The organism is Myxococcus sp. AB036A, from assembly GCF_006547355.1.
In the GTDB taxonomy this organism is placed as follows: Bacteria; Myxococcota; Myxococcia; order Myxococcales; family Myxococcaceae; genus Myxococcus; species Myxococcus virescens.
The window spans coordinates 1-15,765 of sequence record NZ_VHLC01000055.1; the positions used below are offsets into that span (position 1 = coordinate 1).

Below are 15,765 nucleotides of genomic sequence, written 5' to 3' on the forward strand. Positions count from 1 at the left end.
TACTGGCGCGCCACGCCGACGGACTTGTCTCCCTTCTTCAAGAAGCCCGTCTCGTCCACCGCCAGCATGCCGCCTTCCCCCAGACTCCTTCGGGCGTACTCCAGGACGTCGTCGCGCACTGCATCCGCGTCCCACTTCGCGCGCAGCAGCAGGTGCTGGAAGGCATACGGGGCGCCGTGCCCCGCGTCCTCTGAAAGGCCCCACGCATTCTTCCGCTGCGCGCGCCCCAGCAACGCCCTCACGTACTCCACTGCAGCGGCATGTGCTTCGCGCCTGCGGAAGTGGGGCTGCAGCCAAGCCCCTACCTCCTCCATTTCCGCGCCGAGTTGGCCGACCAGGCGCACCTCGTGCGCTCGCGTCTCTGCGTCGATTGTCGACGACATACGTAGCCTCGCTCCTCCCCCTCCTGTTCTTTCAACAGGGAGGAGGTTGCGGCTTCTTCCGAACTGCAACTGTAGGACTAGAAGTGATCTCAGAATTGCCTCAAGAGGATGAGGATGCAGCCGAGGTGGAGAAAGCCGAGGAAGTTCTGCACCTTCACTTCATAGCGGGTGACGAGACGCCGGAAGTTCTGGAGCCAGGCGAAAAGCCGCTTCATCTTCCATCGTCGGCGGTATCGACGTAGCTCGCGCCCATCCTGCGTCTTCGTCTTGCGGCCTCGGCGGTGCGGGGCAATCAGCTTCACTCCCCGCTGATGCCACAGTCGCTCGTCGAGCTTGTCAGCGTCATAGGCTTTGTCGCCGATGAGCCGCTCGGGAAGCTCGTCGATGAGGCTCTCGTCGAGGGTGGTTTCGAGGAGCTTGGTTTCGTGGGGAGAAGCGCTTGCCGTGCCAATGGCGAGAGGAAGACCAGCGCCGTCTGCAGCTGCCATGACCTTCGTCCCCTTGCCCCGCTTCGTTTTCCCGACGCAGGGCCCCCTTTTTTCGCCGAGGCGAAGTACGCGTCGACGAAGCCCTCCTTCAGGTCGAATCCTCCACGCACCTTCAGGTCCAGGGCCAAGGCGCGCAGGACGGAGCGGAAGGTGCCGTCCTTCACCCAGCCCTGGAACCAGCGATGGACCGTCTTGTAGGGCGGGTACTTCTCCCGCGGGAGCTCGCTCCTCTGCGCCCCGGTTCTCAGAATCCACAGGATGCCGTCCCACAGCGCCCGGGAAGGCGTGGGCGTTCGCCCAGGCCGGTCCTCCCGCTTCAGCTTCCGCGCGGGGAGGAGCGGCTCAATCAAGCTCCACTGTTCATCCGTCAGGTCCACCGGTCAGCTTCGAACATGTCCATCCCCTCCATGTCGATCAGCGGCCTGGCATTCGCCCTCATGCCTGCTCGCCCAATTTCGAGACCGGCTCTAGGGTGTGGCCAGGAAGGGTGGCCCGGGCTTCGACGGTGGCGTTGGGGCAGCGCGCGCGCATCTGGGCCCTGTCGAGGTTGGAGCCGTAGGCGAAGGAGAGCATGGAGATTCTCCCGTGGAGGCCGGGCGCGCGGCCCGCCTTTGTCGTGGCTGGCCAAGGCCCCGAAGGGCCCCGGCGTTGAGGCTGCTTCAGGCGGCCAGGGCCTCGTGCGTGCTGCCTTGGGCGCCGTCGCTGCCGCCCTGCGCGCCTTCGCTGCCGGGCGAGCCGTCCTCCCCTCCGCCCGAGCCGCGCCTGTCGCGGCGCTGGCCCTTCCAGGCGGCGCTGCCTTCCAGTCGCTTCAGGAGGTGAAGGCGGGCCGTCTTGAATTCCTCGCCGATGAGCCCCAGGTGGAGGAGGAACACCCGGAAGTCGTACTTGGCGGTGGCGGGGTTGAAGTCGCGGCGCTTGCTGGAGGCGGCCTTCGAAGCCAGGGCCCGGGCGGCGAGGGCGAGCACCAGTTGGACGTAGGCCTTCACCTCGCCCGCGTGCACCGTGCCGGTGAAGTACAGGAATTCAATCGTGCCCCGGAAGAAGAGGCTGTTGAGGTTGAGGCCATGGTAGCGACTGGAGTCGTAGCGGCTGGGCATGCTGTTGCGGCGCCCGTACCAAGCCTCATTCACCTCCTGCAGGGTGCGCGGGCGCCGAGCCTCCAGCCGCTGGAGGAAGGCCGCGTCGACGGGCCGGCAGTACCGGGCGAGCCGAGCCGCGCTCACCCCCAGGGCCGCCTCCAGGAGGCGCTCCTGCTTGTGCACCATCTTGACGAGGTTGGTGACGCCCTTGGCGTCGAAGCGGCTGCCGTCGACGTGGATGTGAATGCCGGTGGAGGCGTCGGCGCGGGCGCCGGCCTCGCGCGCGGCGCGCACCACCTGCTGTAAGGCGTCCATGTCCTGGTAGGTGAGGATGGGGGAGACGATTTCACCGCTGTACTCGCCCCCGCTCAGCGAGGCGTCCGACACCACCTTCCAGATGCGGCCCTGGGCGTCCGTCACCTGCCAGCCCCGGTAGTCGCCAGAAACGTGCCCGCCCACCGCGCTCTGAATCGCATGGGCCAGCTTCTGGCGGCTGGCGCCAACCATCCCAATTTCAATTCCAAACCGGAGCGTCTTCATGGAGTTTGCCTCTCGCGTTCGCGCGGGGCTGTGGCGCCCGTCGCGAAACGCATACACGCTCTGGCGTGCGAATGAAGCAAGTCATCTTCGGCAACTGGCGATGTGGATTTGGCTGTCTGGAGTTGTCGCGAGAATTCGTGGGGTTTCACGCCGGCCTTCTGTGGGGGGCGCGCAGCCCGGCGTTTCTGGGCTCGGGGCGGCAGGCGGAACTCCAGTGTGTGTGATTGTCCTGGCGATAGGCCGGGGGGATTGGCGGGATGTGTCGGCGCGGAGTTCCCCGCCGCGTCCGCTGGTTCAGCCAGAGGGGCCTTCCACCGGCGCCGGGCTGCTGGCGGGCGCGCGGTGCTGCGCGCGGGTTCCCCCTCAGCTCCTGCTGCTCAGCGCGGCAGCACGGCGTTGAGGAGCGCCATGCCCCGCATGGCCTCGGCATGGTCCCCTTCAGCCAGGTCCAGGAAGATGCGGCCGTGGTTCGCCTCCTCGAGGCGCTCGGTCTGCACAATCCATCGCTCGCTGGTGGGCGTGCGCAGCTCCAGGCTGGCGGCGAAGGTGTAGAGCATCGCGCTCGTCGCCCGGTGGCTGGAGCCGCGCGGTAGGCGGATGTCCACCTGCGGCTGAGGCGTGCCGTATCGGTTCTTTCCGAGACTCAAAGGCCCTCGCGATATTGGCGATCGCCTGCGCCTGCTCTTCGTGGCGCAGGTGGAACAGGACGCCCCATGCGATCGCCGAGTCGAACGTCCGCGCCTGAAGCTCACACGGCTGGATTGGCGCGCAGAGGACCGGCACATCGGGGAAGTTCGCTTGAAATCGCGCGAGCAGTTCGCAGAGCTATCCACCCCCAGCACGCGGCAGCCGTGTTCCAGCAGCATCCGCGTCAGCGGCAGATCCGTGCCGCAGCTGACATCCAACACCCAGGCGCCGGCCGGAAGCGCGGCCGCGAGAGCCGTCACTTCCGGGACGCCCATCTGGCCCGTACGGTGGGAGGCATATCAGTCCGCGATCAAATCGTACTCGTGCATCCGTCACCCTCCTCCAGGGAGTCGTCCCCGCACCGCACGCCAGCGCAGGACCGAACCTGCCCCGCGCCGCGCCAGAATCAGGACGCTGCGCCATGCGTGCGTCAAGAGGATGCTGCGGGAAGGGCGGCTCCACCGGCATGCGTTCGTTGACGACTTCAAGCCTGTCGGATGGTATGACGGACGCCAGCCCTCGAAATGCAGCCAGTGCAGGAGCGTCGAATGAGCCTTCTGGTGATTTGTGAATTCAAGACACGGACCGGCGGGGAGACGGAGTTCCTCCGAGCGGCGCGGGCATTGGCCTCCGTCGCCGCGACCGAGCCGGGAACATTGCGCTACCAGTGGTTCACCACGCAGAAGCCCGGTCACTATTCGATCATCGAAGAGTACGTGGACGCTGACGCGGCCGAAACACATAACAACCACGTGGGCGCACTGCTCCGGGAGCTCTTCACGGTGTCGGACCTGGTGTCGATATCGTTCTTCGGGGAACTCAACACGTACTTGCGCGAGTGGGCGACCGGGCGCGAGGGTGTCGCGGTCAACGTCGCGTTGTGACGTCGCCGGGGGGGGCAGGCCTGCTCCGCCGATGCCTTGATGAAGTCGGCGAACGCCCGGTGCGGCGCTGGCACGAAACGCCGCCCGGGGTAGTAGAGAAACAGCCCGGAGAAGGACAGCCACCAGGGCTCGAGGACGGGTTCGAGGACACCGCGCTCCACGTGAGGACGCAGCCAGTCCTCGAAGAGGTAGACGATGCCGCAACCGGCGATCGCCGCGTCGACGGCGAGGTCGGTCGCCCCTCCGACCCGGACACTCAACGGCCCTGTCGGCTCGACCTTGACGACCTCGCCATCCTTCTCGAACTCCCACTCCGTCATCGTCCTGCTTGGGAAACGGCCGCACAGACAGGCATGGTCGAGAAGGTCGCGGGGGGGGGGAGAGCACCTAACGAAAGTCAGGGTAGAGGCGGCGCGGAAGCATGAGGCAGCAACCGAAGACGAGGAAGCCGAAGTGGACATCGTCCCTGCGTTCGTCGCGGACTCGAAGTCGGCGGAACTGGTTCTTCCAGGCCTGGGTCCGTTCCACGACCCATCGGTAGGGACCGAGTCGCTCCCTGGCTTCGACGCCCGGACGTACGAGGAGTCGATGGAGGCCCTGGAGAAGTCGACCTTGCCGCGCAGGCCCAACTCGTCGAGCAACCGTCCTTGCAACGTCTGCCACACGCCTGTTCGGGTCCACTCCTCCAGTCTGCGCAAGGCCGTCATGCCCGACAGGCCGAACTGCTTGCGGGGCAACATCTCCCAGGGAATGCCACTTCGCAGCACGAAGACGATGGCTTCCAGTGCCGCCCGGTCGTCCGCTCGAGTCGACCCAGCTTCTTCTTGGGGCGAGGAGGAGGATGCAAGGGAGCGACGCGCTGCCACGAGGCGTCGGGGACGAGTTCGCGGACCATGCCCCTCAACCTGGGGCTGGCCCCTGTCTGCGGCCAGTCCATCCCTGACTTTCGTTAGGTGCTCTCAGATTCAACGTGACGTTCTGGGGCTCGGTTTGCCATCGTATTGCCAGCGTGGCGGGACTTTGGGGCGGTCTTCATGGCGTGCGTTCCTTTGGGGTTGGCGGGGCCCTCGGTGGCTGTGGATAAACGCATACATCCCTGCGTGGGAAGGTGAAGTAAATCGTGCTGGGTGTCTTACGTTGAATGTGGCTAGCGCCCAGGGTTGGGTGTGTTTTCCGTGGTGTTTCAATGTCTCAGGATTGGTCTGGAACCCGCGCGGTGCGGCGGCGCGGGTTCCCCTTGCTCTGCCGCTCAGCCCAGCAGGGCGTTGAGGAGCGCCATCCCGCGCATCGCCTCGGCCTCGTCGCCTTCGGCCAGCTCCAGGTAGATGCGGCCGTGGTTCGGCTCGCTGACAATCTGGCTCCGCACCAGCCAGCGCTCAGTGGCTGGTGTGAGCATTTCTATGTTGGCCGAGAAGACGTGAAGCACTCCTTGCAGTTCTCTGCGTGCAGTATGGGGCGGAAGATGAAACTCCACCTGCGGTTCAGGTGTCCCGTTGTGGTTCTTGGCTCCCCGAATGAAGCCCTGCGCGAACTCGTTCTCGGCGTTTCTCTCAGAGGACTCAAACTCTCTGAGGGGCCGAAAGCCGAGTAATATTCAGTGGCTTCAAGGAGAGGGCTGGGGGCCCCCCTTCAATCGGAGGCCGATTGAATCTCCGCAAACTACGCCGTGGGCGACCTCTCGTCCGTGGTTCCAATCTGCCGGTGTCCGCTTCACAGTGAGTGCGTGGCGACGTGGTGCGCGTGGGCTCGCGGGCAACTCGCTGGGGTAGGTGAAAGTCGCATGGTTTCGATGCGCGCGCGGGCTCAGGGGCGAAGCACTGCCCAGGTGGCCCCGCGGCCCATCTCGGCGGGTCCGGCCTGCGTCCCCGCTTGGGGGGCGCCGAGCCGGCCGCGCGCAGCGGCAGCCTGGTACGCCCCGAGGCCGCCTCCCCATTGCTCCACCCCTTCTTTGCCGCTACAGGAACTCGGCGGCCCCCTATGCGGCGCGCACTCGCCTTGACCCACGCATGACGCAGCACCGGATTTCGGGTAGGCACAGCATCTCCGGCGGCTGGACGGCCGCGAGCCTCGCGCGCCACACGCAGACGGTGATTCAAGGCACCTTCGTCCTGGCCAAGGCGGGGAACGATGCCGCCCTGGTGCGCGAGAGCCTGGACCACCTGGACCGCTACATCCGCCTCCTCTTCAACCGTCCCCTCCCAGAGAAAGCATCGCCATGACCCAACCCCCTCAGCTCGGCTGCGCCTGCGGAAAGGTCCTCCTGCAGGTGCGGGGAGTCCCCATCATCAGCGCCGAATGCTGCTGCAATAGCTGCCGCGCGGCCGGCGCCAGGCTTCAGACGCTCCCCGGGGCCCGGCCGGTCCTGAGCTCCCTTGGCGCGACGCGCTTCGTGCTCTACCGCAAGGACCGCGTCCATTTCCAACAGGGCACCGAGCACCTCAAGGAGTTCCGGCTCACGCCCGAGGCGAAGACCCGCCGGGTCGTCGCCACCTGCTGCAACACGCCCGTCTTCCTCGAGTTCGAGAACGGCCACTGGCTCAGCCTCTATGGCGCGCTCTGGCCCGAAGGGACGCTGCCCCCGCTCGAGCTGCGGACCATGACCTCGGACCTCCCGCCCGGGACGGTGCTCCCCGAGGACGTCCCCAACGGCAAGCACCAATCCGTCTCGTTCTTCGTCAAGCTGCTGGGCGCGTGGGTCCTGATGGGCTTCCGCAGCCCGAAGCTTGCCTTCGTCCACGGACAGCTCCAGGTCTGACCTCCGCTAGAGCTTGGCGACGACCTGCCCCTGGGCGGTCACGAAGCCGTCCAGGCGCGTGTTGCGATGGTCTCTGGGATGCAACAGGAACGCGCAGAAGTAGCCTGGAATCATCAGCGCGAACTGGAGCTCCGAGACCTCGGCCCCGATGACGACCTGGTCGGCTACCCGGGTGCCGACGGCGTGGGGTTGCACACCCCGAGGATCGACCGCGGCATTGGCCTCGACGGTGATTCGCACCCCCATCCACCGTCTGCCGTTGATGGTCGTGCTATCTCCCCCGGGGGCGATGCCGAGAATCCGTCCCCAACAACGCACCCCGCCGCCAGCAGCTCCGATTTCTTCTGCTGCAGTTCGCGATCTCCGCGGGCGCCGTAGACGAAGCCGGCGACGAGCACCAACACGATGACCAGGCTGCCCTACAGGGAGCCCCCTGTGTCAGGGAAGAAGTCGCCTCGGCGGACAACGCCCTTTCGCGCGCCTCGCTCACTCGCAGTGACGCATGCATGCCGCTGCGAGCTGATTTTTGGGTAGGCACAGGTTGTGTCGTACATGGAGGAAGCGGGAGAGGGCGGGCGATTCTGGAGTACCTGGGGCTGCCTACGGCGAGTACAAGGCGGGGCCCGGCGCGAGGGCCAACCCCAGGCCGGGGGTGCATCGCCAACTGGACCAGTCCCAGGCCCCTGTCGCGCCCCTCGTGGGAGGGCGGCCTGGACATGCGAGTCCCCTCAAGGAGGCTTTCCACCGGCCTGGCACACGGCTCGGATGGCCCCCTTGTCGGAGGCCCTCCGAGCCCCCTCTGCTCCAGGCCGCTACCGCGGCTCCGGCGCTAGGGCGTCGTCAGCGCGGCGACGTCGCAGGCGGTGAGCTCGCGGCTGTAGATCCGGACATCGTCGAACGAAGCCGGAATGCTGTAGTGGTTGTCCGGGCAGAACGGCAGCCTGCGGCCAATGCGGAACGAATTGGCGCCCGTGAGGTTCGTTGTCGCAGCGCTGGTCGCGGAGCCAACCAGCACGCCGTCGATGTACATCTTGAGCGAGGTCCCGCTGCGGGTATAGGCGACGTGGTGCCAGTTGCCGTTGTTGAGCGGCGTCGGAGAGACGTTGAAACCTGCTCCGTTGGTGCCTGCCCCGTCCTCGTAAATCTCAAGCGACGTCGCGGCGCTGCCGTTGAGCCTGGCCGAGAGGAAGTTGCCTGCGCTCCCGTCCACCCGGTTCCCGATGAGCTCGCCGCTGCTGTTGATGTTGAAGGTCGTGTTCAGCCAATAGCTCACGGTGAACGCGCCAGTCCCGAATTGCCCGGGCGCGAGGCCGAAGTCGACATGGGCATTGAGATCGCACTGCTGGGTGGGCGTGAGCGTGATGGCGCCGGAGCCGTCGAAGCTGGCCGTCCGCGACGCCGAACTGCCCAGCGTTCCGTCCGACGTGCCCGCCGAATCCAGGGCCGTGCTGCCGCCGACCTCGTCGAAGGTCCACTGGTGGGCCATGTTGCTGGTCGTGTCGCCGATGAGCGGGCCACCGGTGCAGACTCCTTCCTGGCAGGTGTCCGGCTGGGTGCAGGCGTCGCCGTCGTTACACGCCGTTCCGTTGGGGGCTATCGGATGAGAGCACTGCCCGGTCGACGGATCACAGGTGCCTGCGGTGTGGCACGCGTCGAGGGGCTCGCAGAGCACGCCCGCGCAGAGGTCGAATTGGCAGGTGCCTTCCCTGCAGGTGAAGCCGTCGCAGCAGGGCATCGTAGCGTCGCACGGCGCGTTCTCGGGCAGGCAGCCCTGCCCCTGGCACGTGGGGTCGTAGAGGGGGGAACTCGGGTCGGTGCTAGTGACGTAGTCGCCGGGGTGGGAAGCGTGACCGTTGATGCACGCGCGTTCGCTGACCGTGATGAGCGAGTAAGGATGCGTGGCCGAGCCGGTCGCGTGGCAGATCTGCACCTTGCCCTTGGCCGCGAAGTACTCGCATTGCGCTTCCGTCAACATGGAATCAGTCGAGCCGGGGGGCTCGTCGTGCGAGTCGGTGGGCGCCACGACGCAGCCCGTGGCCACGGCGCCCGCCGCCAGAGAGACCAGGACAAACATGGAGAATCGCGTCGATAAGGATGAACTGATGTGGCGCATGGGTAAGTTCATACTGTTCGCTATGTGAAGAGAGTCCGCGCCGCGCCTGGGAACAGGGGGCCTCGGTCTTGTGGATGAACCACGGCGTGCTGTGGGGCATCAAGTAATTCCGTGGTCATACTAACAGTGTTGGACGCTATTTGGAAGCGCTCACAGTACCTAACGAAAGTGCGGACCGGACTGGCCAGCAGCAAGGGCCATCTCCTCCTTGAGGAAGACGGTTTGCGAACTCATTCCCGACGCCTTCTGGCAGCGAGTGGCACCGCTGCTGTCGGCACCGAAGCCGAAGAAAAGCCCGGACGTCCTCGAGCGGATGACCGGGCGGCGCTGGAGGCCATCGTCTCCGTGCTCAGAAGCGGCATCCCTTGGGAGATGCTGTCTCGCAAGCAGTTCGGCCTGTCGGGGATGACGGCCTGGCGGCAGTTTGAGGTGTGGACTCGAGCTGGCGTGTGGAACGAGTTGCAGCGTCGGCTTCTGGACGACCCTCCGGGCTCTAAAAGGTGGGCTCTCACGGGCCCAAACCCGGCGGATAGAGCGAAGGCGGGCAGCAATCATCATCTTCTCGTAGACGCCCAGGGGCTTCCGCTCACTGAGTCGGTGGAGGCGGCCAACGTACACGACACGTACGAACTCTTCCCGCTTGTCGACTCTGTGCCTGCGGTGAGGACGCCTCCGGGGCAGCGACGACTCCGGCCCAGAAAGCTGCACGGAGACAAGGTCTACGTGTCCCAGAGGAAGCGGGGTGGGCTGCGGCTGCGCGGCATCACGGCTCGTATCGCGCGTCCAGACCTCGAATCCGAGGAGCGGCTGGGACGCTACCACTGGGTTGTGGAGCGCACACTCGCCTGGAAGAACCAGCTACGCTGCAGTCGAGTCCGCGACGAGCACAGGGACGACGTCCACGTCGGATTCCTCGTAATCGGCTGCTGCGTCATGCTCTTGCGCCGCCTCTGTCCTGATATTTGTTATGAGCTGTGATTCGAGGTGTTTGAAATGCTCGCGAGAGTACGCGGGCTTTCATGAGGGCCTTGGCCCGGCGCCCCAGGCCGGGTATCAGCAGCCTCGCCTTGCTCATTCCCTAGCTAGACAAAGCAAGGACTTGGCGCGCCTCGCTCGCTCGCATTGACGCACTACTGAATGTGGTCTTGACGTGCTCAATAGGCCGCGACCGAATTTGGGGTAGCACAACGGATTCGTGCGGCATGTCGATGGCCGGGTTGTGCTCGGCACTGCCCGTGGCCTCCAGCAGACACATGTCGACGAGCAGCCCGCACCGATTCTCCATCAGCCCATTGAGGCAGTAGCTCGTCTTCGCCTCCTTGCCCTTCCCCTTGCGCACCAGCTCCGCCTCCGGGGCAATCTTCGACTCATACTCGCGTTGCTGCGCTTGTGGCCGTGGAAGTCCACCGTCGGGTTGCCCTTGTCGTCCGGCGGCCCCTTATCGTCCTGAGCCTCCTCGTCCTTGGGGCGGAACGACTTCAGGCTGGTCCAGGTCTCGATGTGCGTCCGGTAGGTACAGCGCCATTGACACGTCAACGCTGCCTCAATGACACGTCAGCCCCCCTCACCACGTCCTCCTCTTCGGAGGAACCGCGCGGGGTTGTCCGTGGAACGGCACTTGCTGAGCCTCGAGATTCCCTACCCCCGGAGTCTCCATGTCCAAGAGAAGACGTTCCCGGCGCCGCTGGATGGGTGGCAGCCGACTCCCTGCACTGGCGATTCTCGCCTGTCTCCTGTTGACTGGCTCGTGCGCGGAGACGCTCCCCGAGGACGAGCCCCCAACGGAATTCACCGCGAAGAGCCCGCACGAGGACCTCGACAGCGTCGTGTGGGAGCCCCAGTTCGAGCCCGACTACAACAACCTTCAACCCCAGCCCTGGGTGGAGGTCGTCACGGAGACCCAGGCGCGCACCGTCGTCGTCCGGCCAGACGTGCTCATCTTCCCGAGGGCGGAGAACCCTGAGGTGCTGGAGTGGGAAGCCGGCAAAATCGTGGTGTCCGCACCGAGTGACGGCCCGGGCGCGAATCCCCTGGGCTTCGCCCGGAGAGTCGTCTCCGTCACCGAGGTGGATGACACCCTCGTCGTGGCGACGGAGGCCGCGGCGCTCGAGGACATCGTCAAGGGAGAGATGCGGCTTACGTTCGACTACTCGAACATGGAGACCGTGGACATCTCGAAGCTCGACCTCGAATGGGCCGCCAGCCACCTGTACGTCGATGCGAATGTGATGTCCCCCAGCGCCGAGGGTAATCCCGACGATGAGCCCTTACCCGAAGTCGAGGAGGGGTTGGACCCGAGTCAGCCGGGAGACCCCTTCCTGGGCTCCATTTGGAACGCAATCAAGGCGGTGGGCGAGGCCATAGGCGGAGCGGCCAGGGCGGTGGCTGAAGCGGCGGTGGACATCTGGAAGGCCGTGACGGTCGAGGGAATCACCAAGGGCGTGGATATCAAGCCCGAAATCAAAAACAACTACGCCAGCCCCTTGTTCACGCTCAAGGAATACAAGAAGACCTTCAACGAGACAGGCAAGACTCCGTACACGCTCTCCATTTCGGGCAGTGGAAGCGCGGCGGTGGAGTACACCTTCAACCCAGGCGCGCAGGTGGAATTGCACGTGCCCGGCCTTCTGGCGGGACGCGACTCGACGAGAATGACGCTGAACGTGGATAGCAAGGCCCAGTTCAAGCTCGACCTCGAGGCCATTCTGAATGCCACGATAGCATCCGTGGGCACGCTGGAGGGCCCCGCACTCGCGAAGAAGCTCGCGGAGAGAACGAAGTTCGCCGAGGACACCCTTGCCGATGCGAAGCAGAAGTACCTGGGCAATCCGGACATGCGGCCCGCAGGAGGCTGGAAGCGCAACATCCTCGTCACGAAGCCAGCCGTGCAGACCGTCCTTGTTGGGCCCGTGCCGGTTGTTTTTACCCAGACCCTCCAGCTGGACCTCGAGTGTGGATTCGAAGCCAAGGCGGGCGTCAAGGCGAAGGTGAAGTATGAGCAGAACGCGACCTTCAAGTTCACGGCGAACTACGAGAACGGAGTGTTGACGAACACGCAGCCCGAGCTCGCCACTGCGAAGAACACCGATGTCAAGGTGACTGGCGAAGGCAGCCTGGTGGTCGTCTGCGGGCTCATCCCCCGCCTGAACGTGTACGTGTACGACGCCCTCGGTGTGAATGCTGGTGTCCGAGCGTCACTGGTGGCCAGTGCGAAGTATGCGTCACGCTGCGAGGGGAAGAAGGCGAAGGCGGACATCACCCTGGGGCTCGACGCCAACTTCGGTGTCCAGGTGGGCGGGCGGGTCCAGCCCCCGGGAACCAGCTACTTGGGTTCCTCCGGGGCGGGGCTTGGATGGGACATTGGCCCCCTCGAAGTCTACACCACTCAGTTTTCTCTCTTGGGGCCCAAGACGTTCAGTCTGAAGGATGGCCTGGGCTATTGCGCGAACACGTGTGGCAATGGGAAGCGGGATGGGCGTGAGACGGGCATAGACTGTGGCGGTGGTTCCTGCGGCGCTTGTGCTGCGGGCAAGCGCTGCTTGGTCAACTCGGACTGCGCAATTGGGTATTGCAACGCGGGTAAGTGCTCGGCCAAGGACCACTGCGCCAATGGCGTCGTGGACGGAGACGAGACGGGCATCGACTGCGGCGGTTCGAAGTGCAAGCCCTGCGGCAATAAGAAGGGCTGTATCCGCCCCGAGGATTGCGCATCCGGGTACTGCAAGAAGTCCGAGGTGTCTGGAGTGAACTTTGGAGTATGTGTGCAGAACCACTGCAACACGGGTGTCCAGGACGCGGACGAGAGCGGCATCGACTGCGGTGGGAAGGACTGCGCGAAATGCAAGGTGAAAGCGCGATGCGCGGTGGGGGCAGATTGTGCGTCAGGGGTGAGCGACGGCACCTTTTGTGTCCCGAGCTCCTGCAAGGACCGCAAGAAATCCGGTGACGAGACGGACGTGGATTGCGGCGGTCCCGTCTGTGCACGCTGCAATGTCCTCAAGGCGTGCAAGCAGAACTCCGACTGTATGCTGCAGGTGCAGGGGTACCACCTGTATTGTTACGAAGCCTCCCCAAACGTTCGGGCCTGCATTCCCTCAATGTGCGATAATGGGGAGAAGGAATGGAATGAGACCGACGTGGACTGCGGGGGGGCCTGCGCACCTTGTTCTCAAGGAAAGGTGTGTCTCCAGCAGAGTGACTGCGCCGCGGGTCTGGAGTGCGATACGTCGACCAGTCCTCACACCTGTGTGTCGTTCGTCTGCGGCGCGGGCCAGTACCTCTCCAGCGAAGTCTGTGTCGACGTGGGAATCGGGTATTGGTCGCCCGCGAGCTCCAATACCCGTAATGCCTGCACGAACGCACCCGAGAATGCGGTGTATACGAGTCCAACCGCTGCCAAGGCCGACTGTCCCTGGACCTGCAAAGCCGGGTATCTGCGCGACGCCACGGGGAAGAAGTGCGAGAAGAACGACACCGTCCAGGTACTCACGTGCGGGGACGACGAGGTGGCGGTCGGAATCCACGGGCGGGCAGGCGAATGGTTGGATGCGCTCGGGATGCGCTGTGCCCGCTTCGACTCCGGAGGAATCATCGGTGCCACCACGAGCGCTCCCTCGATTGGCGGCACGGGCGGCGAGCCCTTCACCCAGGACTGTGCGGCGGGAGAAGTCGTCCAAAAGGTCGCCGGAATCAACGGCTGGGCAAAGGATGCGCAAAATCAAACATGGTGCAGTGAGCAAAACCTGTCGACGATTGTGCTGTCGTGCAGGAATCTCCAGACGGGGGAAATCACGGTGATGCCCAAGGTGGGCGGAGGAGACACGAATTGCAAGGTGGGCAACCTGCCCGAGTACTCCTTCGGCTGTGGCACAAATGGCTATCTCCGCGGGCTCGCGGTGGATAGCGCGAACACCTCCATGTACGTCGGCTACGTCCTCGACAGGAGTTGCCGCTAGGCGCTCGGCGACCTCAGTCGCCTCCGCCAGAGCCAGGCTCCCGGCCGGCGCCCGCGCCTCTCATCCATCCCCAGAAGAAGGAGGATGGGAGGCGGGGCGTCGGCTCGGGTGAGGCGGAGTCAGCGACAAGCAGCCCGCCTATGCGCGCGCTGTCCGCGCGAGTGCTGTCCATCGCTTCCTCAGTGAGATGCTGGCGCGCGGCGCGAAGCTGCCACGCTTCAACGTTGAGGAGCAGATGCCGATGCTCGTCTGCTGGGTGCAGAGCCACCTGCATGCGGAGACGGAGAGCCGCTACTGGCTGGACGGCCAGGCTCGCGCGGCCCCGGACATCGGCGTGGTGGGCGAGGCCTTCCGCGCGGCACGAACCGCGAAGGTGGAGATGCCTGCGGACCCGCTGGTCCACATCGACCTGGCGTGGTCATGAGCCTGACGATGATTTCGGAGCGCCTCGCCGAGCAGGGACGCGCGAAGCCCGCGCGCCTCGCTCGCTCGCATTGACGCTTGGTTTCGCATCGCCTTGGTGCATGCGTAATGCGGCGACCGAATTTGGGTTTGATGCTCCACCGCACGCCATCTCGGTCTCTCATTCGTTCACCGCCGCGTCGTCTCGAAGCCTCTCTTGGGGAGCAGGGGCCGTCGCGTTCCACCTCAGAGTCGTGCACGCGCGGTGGGCAAGCCAGACTCCCAGGTGTTCGATGGGACGACGGTCCGCGGTGTCCTCCTTGAGCACCACGTCACCATCGGGCGAGCGCAGCCACAGCACGAAGGACCCCGAGCCTTCCTCATCCGGACGCCACTGCACCTCGAACTCCGTCACGCGGTGGCGAAGCCGCTGCGTCCCGAAGAGCCCGCGAAAGGCGCGAACGAAGCCGCCACGTCGAATTTCCCATTCCTCCCGCGCCTGGAGCGTCCTCCAGCCCCGCAGGCCCATCAGCCACGCCAGGGCGCCCAGCACCACCGCCAGGAACGCCGGGGCGAAGCCTCCTTCGTCGAAGCGCTGTCGCCACACCAGTAGCAGCGCCCCAGCGCCGAGCAGCGCCGCCGCCACCCACCAGACGCAGGCCCACACGGCGCGCTCCCAACGCACCTTCCGGAGCACCTCGCCTCCATCCGGCAGGGGCTCCACCTCCCGGTCTTGTGGCACGAGGCGCGCGAGCCGAGCCGTCCCCGTCCCCAGTTCGCAGAAGGCATGCATTCGCGCCCACAGCTCCCGGTGCTGCTCCGGAGTGCCACACGTGGCCACCGTCACCGATGCCCCGGTGGGCAACAACGCGGTCAGGGTCGCCGCGTTACTGCTGAGGTACAGGTCTCCCATGTCCGAGTATCGGAGCTGCAGCCTCCGGCGCCACGGGCCCCACGAGAACCGCCGCGTCACGCCGTGGCGGTTGAAGCTCAGCCTCTCCTGGCTGACAGCTCGCACCAGGCTGAGCGCCAGGTACGCGCCCACGGGTATCCAGGCGAGCACCCAGCCCAGGACGAACAGCGCCGCCGGCACCGCCAGCAACGACGAGGTGATGTCCAGCGGGGCCTGCTCCACCAGGGGAACGGGCCTCAGCAGCGCCGAGCCCAGGAGGAACAGTCCGCTCAATCCGAGCCCCGTCGTCGCGAGCCACCCGACGCTCCAGAGCAGCAGGAGGAGCGTCAACCCCCAGCGCACCCCGCCCGGGCGCTGCAGCCGCACGTGCCAGTCCTCGCCTTCCTTCCACAGCCACATGATGGGGTGCCTCCGGGCCTTCGGACGGTGTGCTTCCTTCTCAAGCGCTAGGGCTCGCGAAGGATAGCGCGTCACCACGACGTCACGCAGGTGCCGTGCCTGCCTCTCCCCCCGAGAGATCGGCCTGGCTCCTTCGGACCACTGACTACGAGAGCGCTGCTGCTCGA

At 65.6% G+C, this 15,765-nt stretch carries 14 protein-coding genes and 3 pseudogenes; 6 read left to right on the top strand and 11 right to left on the bottom strand.

From position 1 onward, the window contains the following. The 5 genes from FL344_RS21915 to FL344_RS21935 all read right to left on the bottom strand — a co-directional run. Positions 1-383, bottom strand: a 383-nt coding sequence (locus FL344_RS21915) for a transposase (RefSeq protein ID WP_141619890.1), incomplete at its 3' end; no start/stop codon positions are given. A gap of 89 nt (positions 384-472) precedes the next feature. Then, a protein-coding gene (locus FL344_RS21920; protein ID WP_228565257.1) for an IS5 family transposase occupies positions 473-1,248 on the bottom strand; the annotation gives its coding sequence in 2 pieces (ribosomal slippage) (positions 473-897 and positions 897-1,248; 777 coding nt in all). A 58-nt stretch (positions 1,249-1,306) separates the two neighbouring features. Further along, a complete protein-coding gene (locus FL344_RS21925; RefSeq protein WP_228565258.1) occupies positions 1,307-1,444 on the bottom strand; it encodes a gamma-glutamylcyclotransferase family protein in 138 nt (45 codons plus the stop codon). A gap of 86 nt (positions 1,445-1,530) precedes the next feature. Next, the gene (locus FL344_RS21930) at positions 1,531-2,490 is read right to left on the bottom strand and encodes an amidoligase family protein (RefSeq protein WP_141619891.1); all 960 of its coding nucleotides are present in this window, start codon (positions 2,488-2,490) and stop codon (positions 1,531-1,533) included. Between the two features lie 377 nt (positions 2,491-2,867). Then, the gene (locus FL344_RS21935) at positions 2,868-3,137 is read right to left on the bottom strand and encodes a hypothetical protein (RefSeq protein ID WP_228565259.1); all 270 of its coding nucleotides are present in this window, start codon (positions 3,135-3,137) and stop codon (positions 2,868-2,870) included. Positions 3,138-3,725: 588 nt separating this feature from the next. Between FL344_RS21935 and FL344_RS21945 the strand changes: the two genes are divergently transcribed. Next, positions 3,726-4,061, top strand: coding sequence for a putative quinol monooxygenase (locus tag FL344_RS21945; RefSeq protein ID WP_141619892.1), 336 nt, complete (start codon positions 3,726-3,728; stop codon positions 4,059-4,061). A gap of 41 nt (positions 4,062-4,102) precedes the next feature. Here FL344_RS21945 and FL344_RS38585 read toward each other — a convergent pair. From FL344_RS38585 to FL344_RS21955, 3 genes and pseudogenes are all read right to left on the bottom strand, one after another. Further along, positions 4,103-4,522 (bottom strand): annotated as a pseudogene (locus tag FL344_RS38585) (LysR substrate-binding domain-containing protein); the annotation flags it as partial. After that, positions 4,449-4,956: pseudogene (locus FL344_RS38590) on the bottom strand (transposase). The pseudogenes FL344_RS38590 and FL344_RS38585, both read right to left, overlap by 74 nt. A 354-nt stretch (positions 4,957-5,310) precedes the next feature. Next, positions 5,311-5,457 (bottom strand): hypothetical protein, encoded by a 147-nt coding sequence (locus FL344_RS21955; RefSeq protein ID WP_153881180.1) that lies wholly within the window; start codon positions 5,455-5,457, stop codon positions 5,311-5,313. Positions 5,458-6,067: 610 nt separating this feature from the next. Here FL344_RS21955 and FL344_RS21960 point away from each other — a divergent pair. Then, positions 6,068-6,280, top strand: coding sequence for a hypothetical protein (locus FL344_RS21960; RefSeq protein WP_228565260.1), 213 nt, complete (start codon positions 6,068-6,070; stop codon positions 6,278-6,280). Next, entirely contained in the window at positions 6,277-6,816 is a 540-nt protein-coding gene (locus FL344_RS21965) for a GFA family protein (protein WP_141619893.1), read from the top strand. The genes FL344_RS21960 and FL344_RS21965 overlap by 4 nt, the downstream gene beginning before the upstream one ends. A gap of 6 nt (positions 6,817-6,822) precedes the next feature. Here the strand turns inward: FL344_RS21965 and FL344_RS21970 are convergent, their stop codons facing one another. Together FL344_RS21970 and FL344_RS21975 are read right to left on the bottom strand one after the other, a co-directional pair. After that, a complete protein-coding gene (locus FL344_RS21970) occupies positions 6,823-7,056 on the bottom strand; it encodes a hypothetical protein (RefSeq protein ID WP_141619894.1) in 234 nt (77 codons plus the stop codon). Between the two features lie 589 nt (positions 7,057-7,645). Then, entirely contained in the window at positions 7,646-8,890 is a 1,245-nt protein-coding gene (locus FL344_RS21975) for a LamG domain-containing protein (RefSeq protein ID WP_194863205.1), read from the bottom strand. A 247-nt stretch (positions 8,891-9,137) separates the two neighbouring features. On the opposite strand from FL344_RS21975, the pseudogene FL344_RS21980 reads away from it, so the two are divergent. The 3 genes and pseudogenes from FL344_RS21980 (at position 9,138) to FL344_RS21990 (ending at position 14,308) form a co-directional block, all read left to right on the top strand. Continuing rightward, positions 9,138-9,907: pseudogene (locus FL344_RS21980) on the top strand (IS5 family transposase). A gap of 677 nt (positions 9,908-10,584) precedes the next feature. Next, positions 10,585-13,884 (top strand): hypothetical protein, encoded by a 3,300-nt coding sequence (locus tag FL344_RS21985; protein WP_141619896.1) that lies wholly within the window; start codon positions 10,585-10,587, stop codon positions 13,882-13,884. Positions 13,885-14,071: 187 nt separating this feature from the next. Next, entirely contained in the window at positions 14,072-14,308 is a 237-nt protein-coding gene (locus tag FL344_RS21990; protein WP_194863208.1) for a hypothetical protein, read from the top strand. Between the two features lie 159 nt (positions 14,309-14,467). Here FL344_RS21990 and FL344_RS21995 read toward each other — a convergent pair whose 3' ends face one another. After that, positions 14,468-15,598, bottom strand: a complete 1,131-nt coding sequence (locus tag FL344_RS21995) for a hypothetical protein (protein ID WP_141619898.1) — start codon at positions 15,596-15,598, stop codon at positions 14,468-14,470. Positions 15,599-15,765 lie beyond the last annotated feature (167 nt).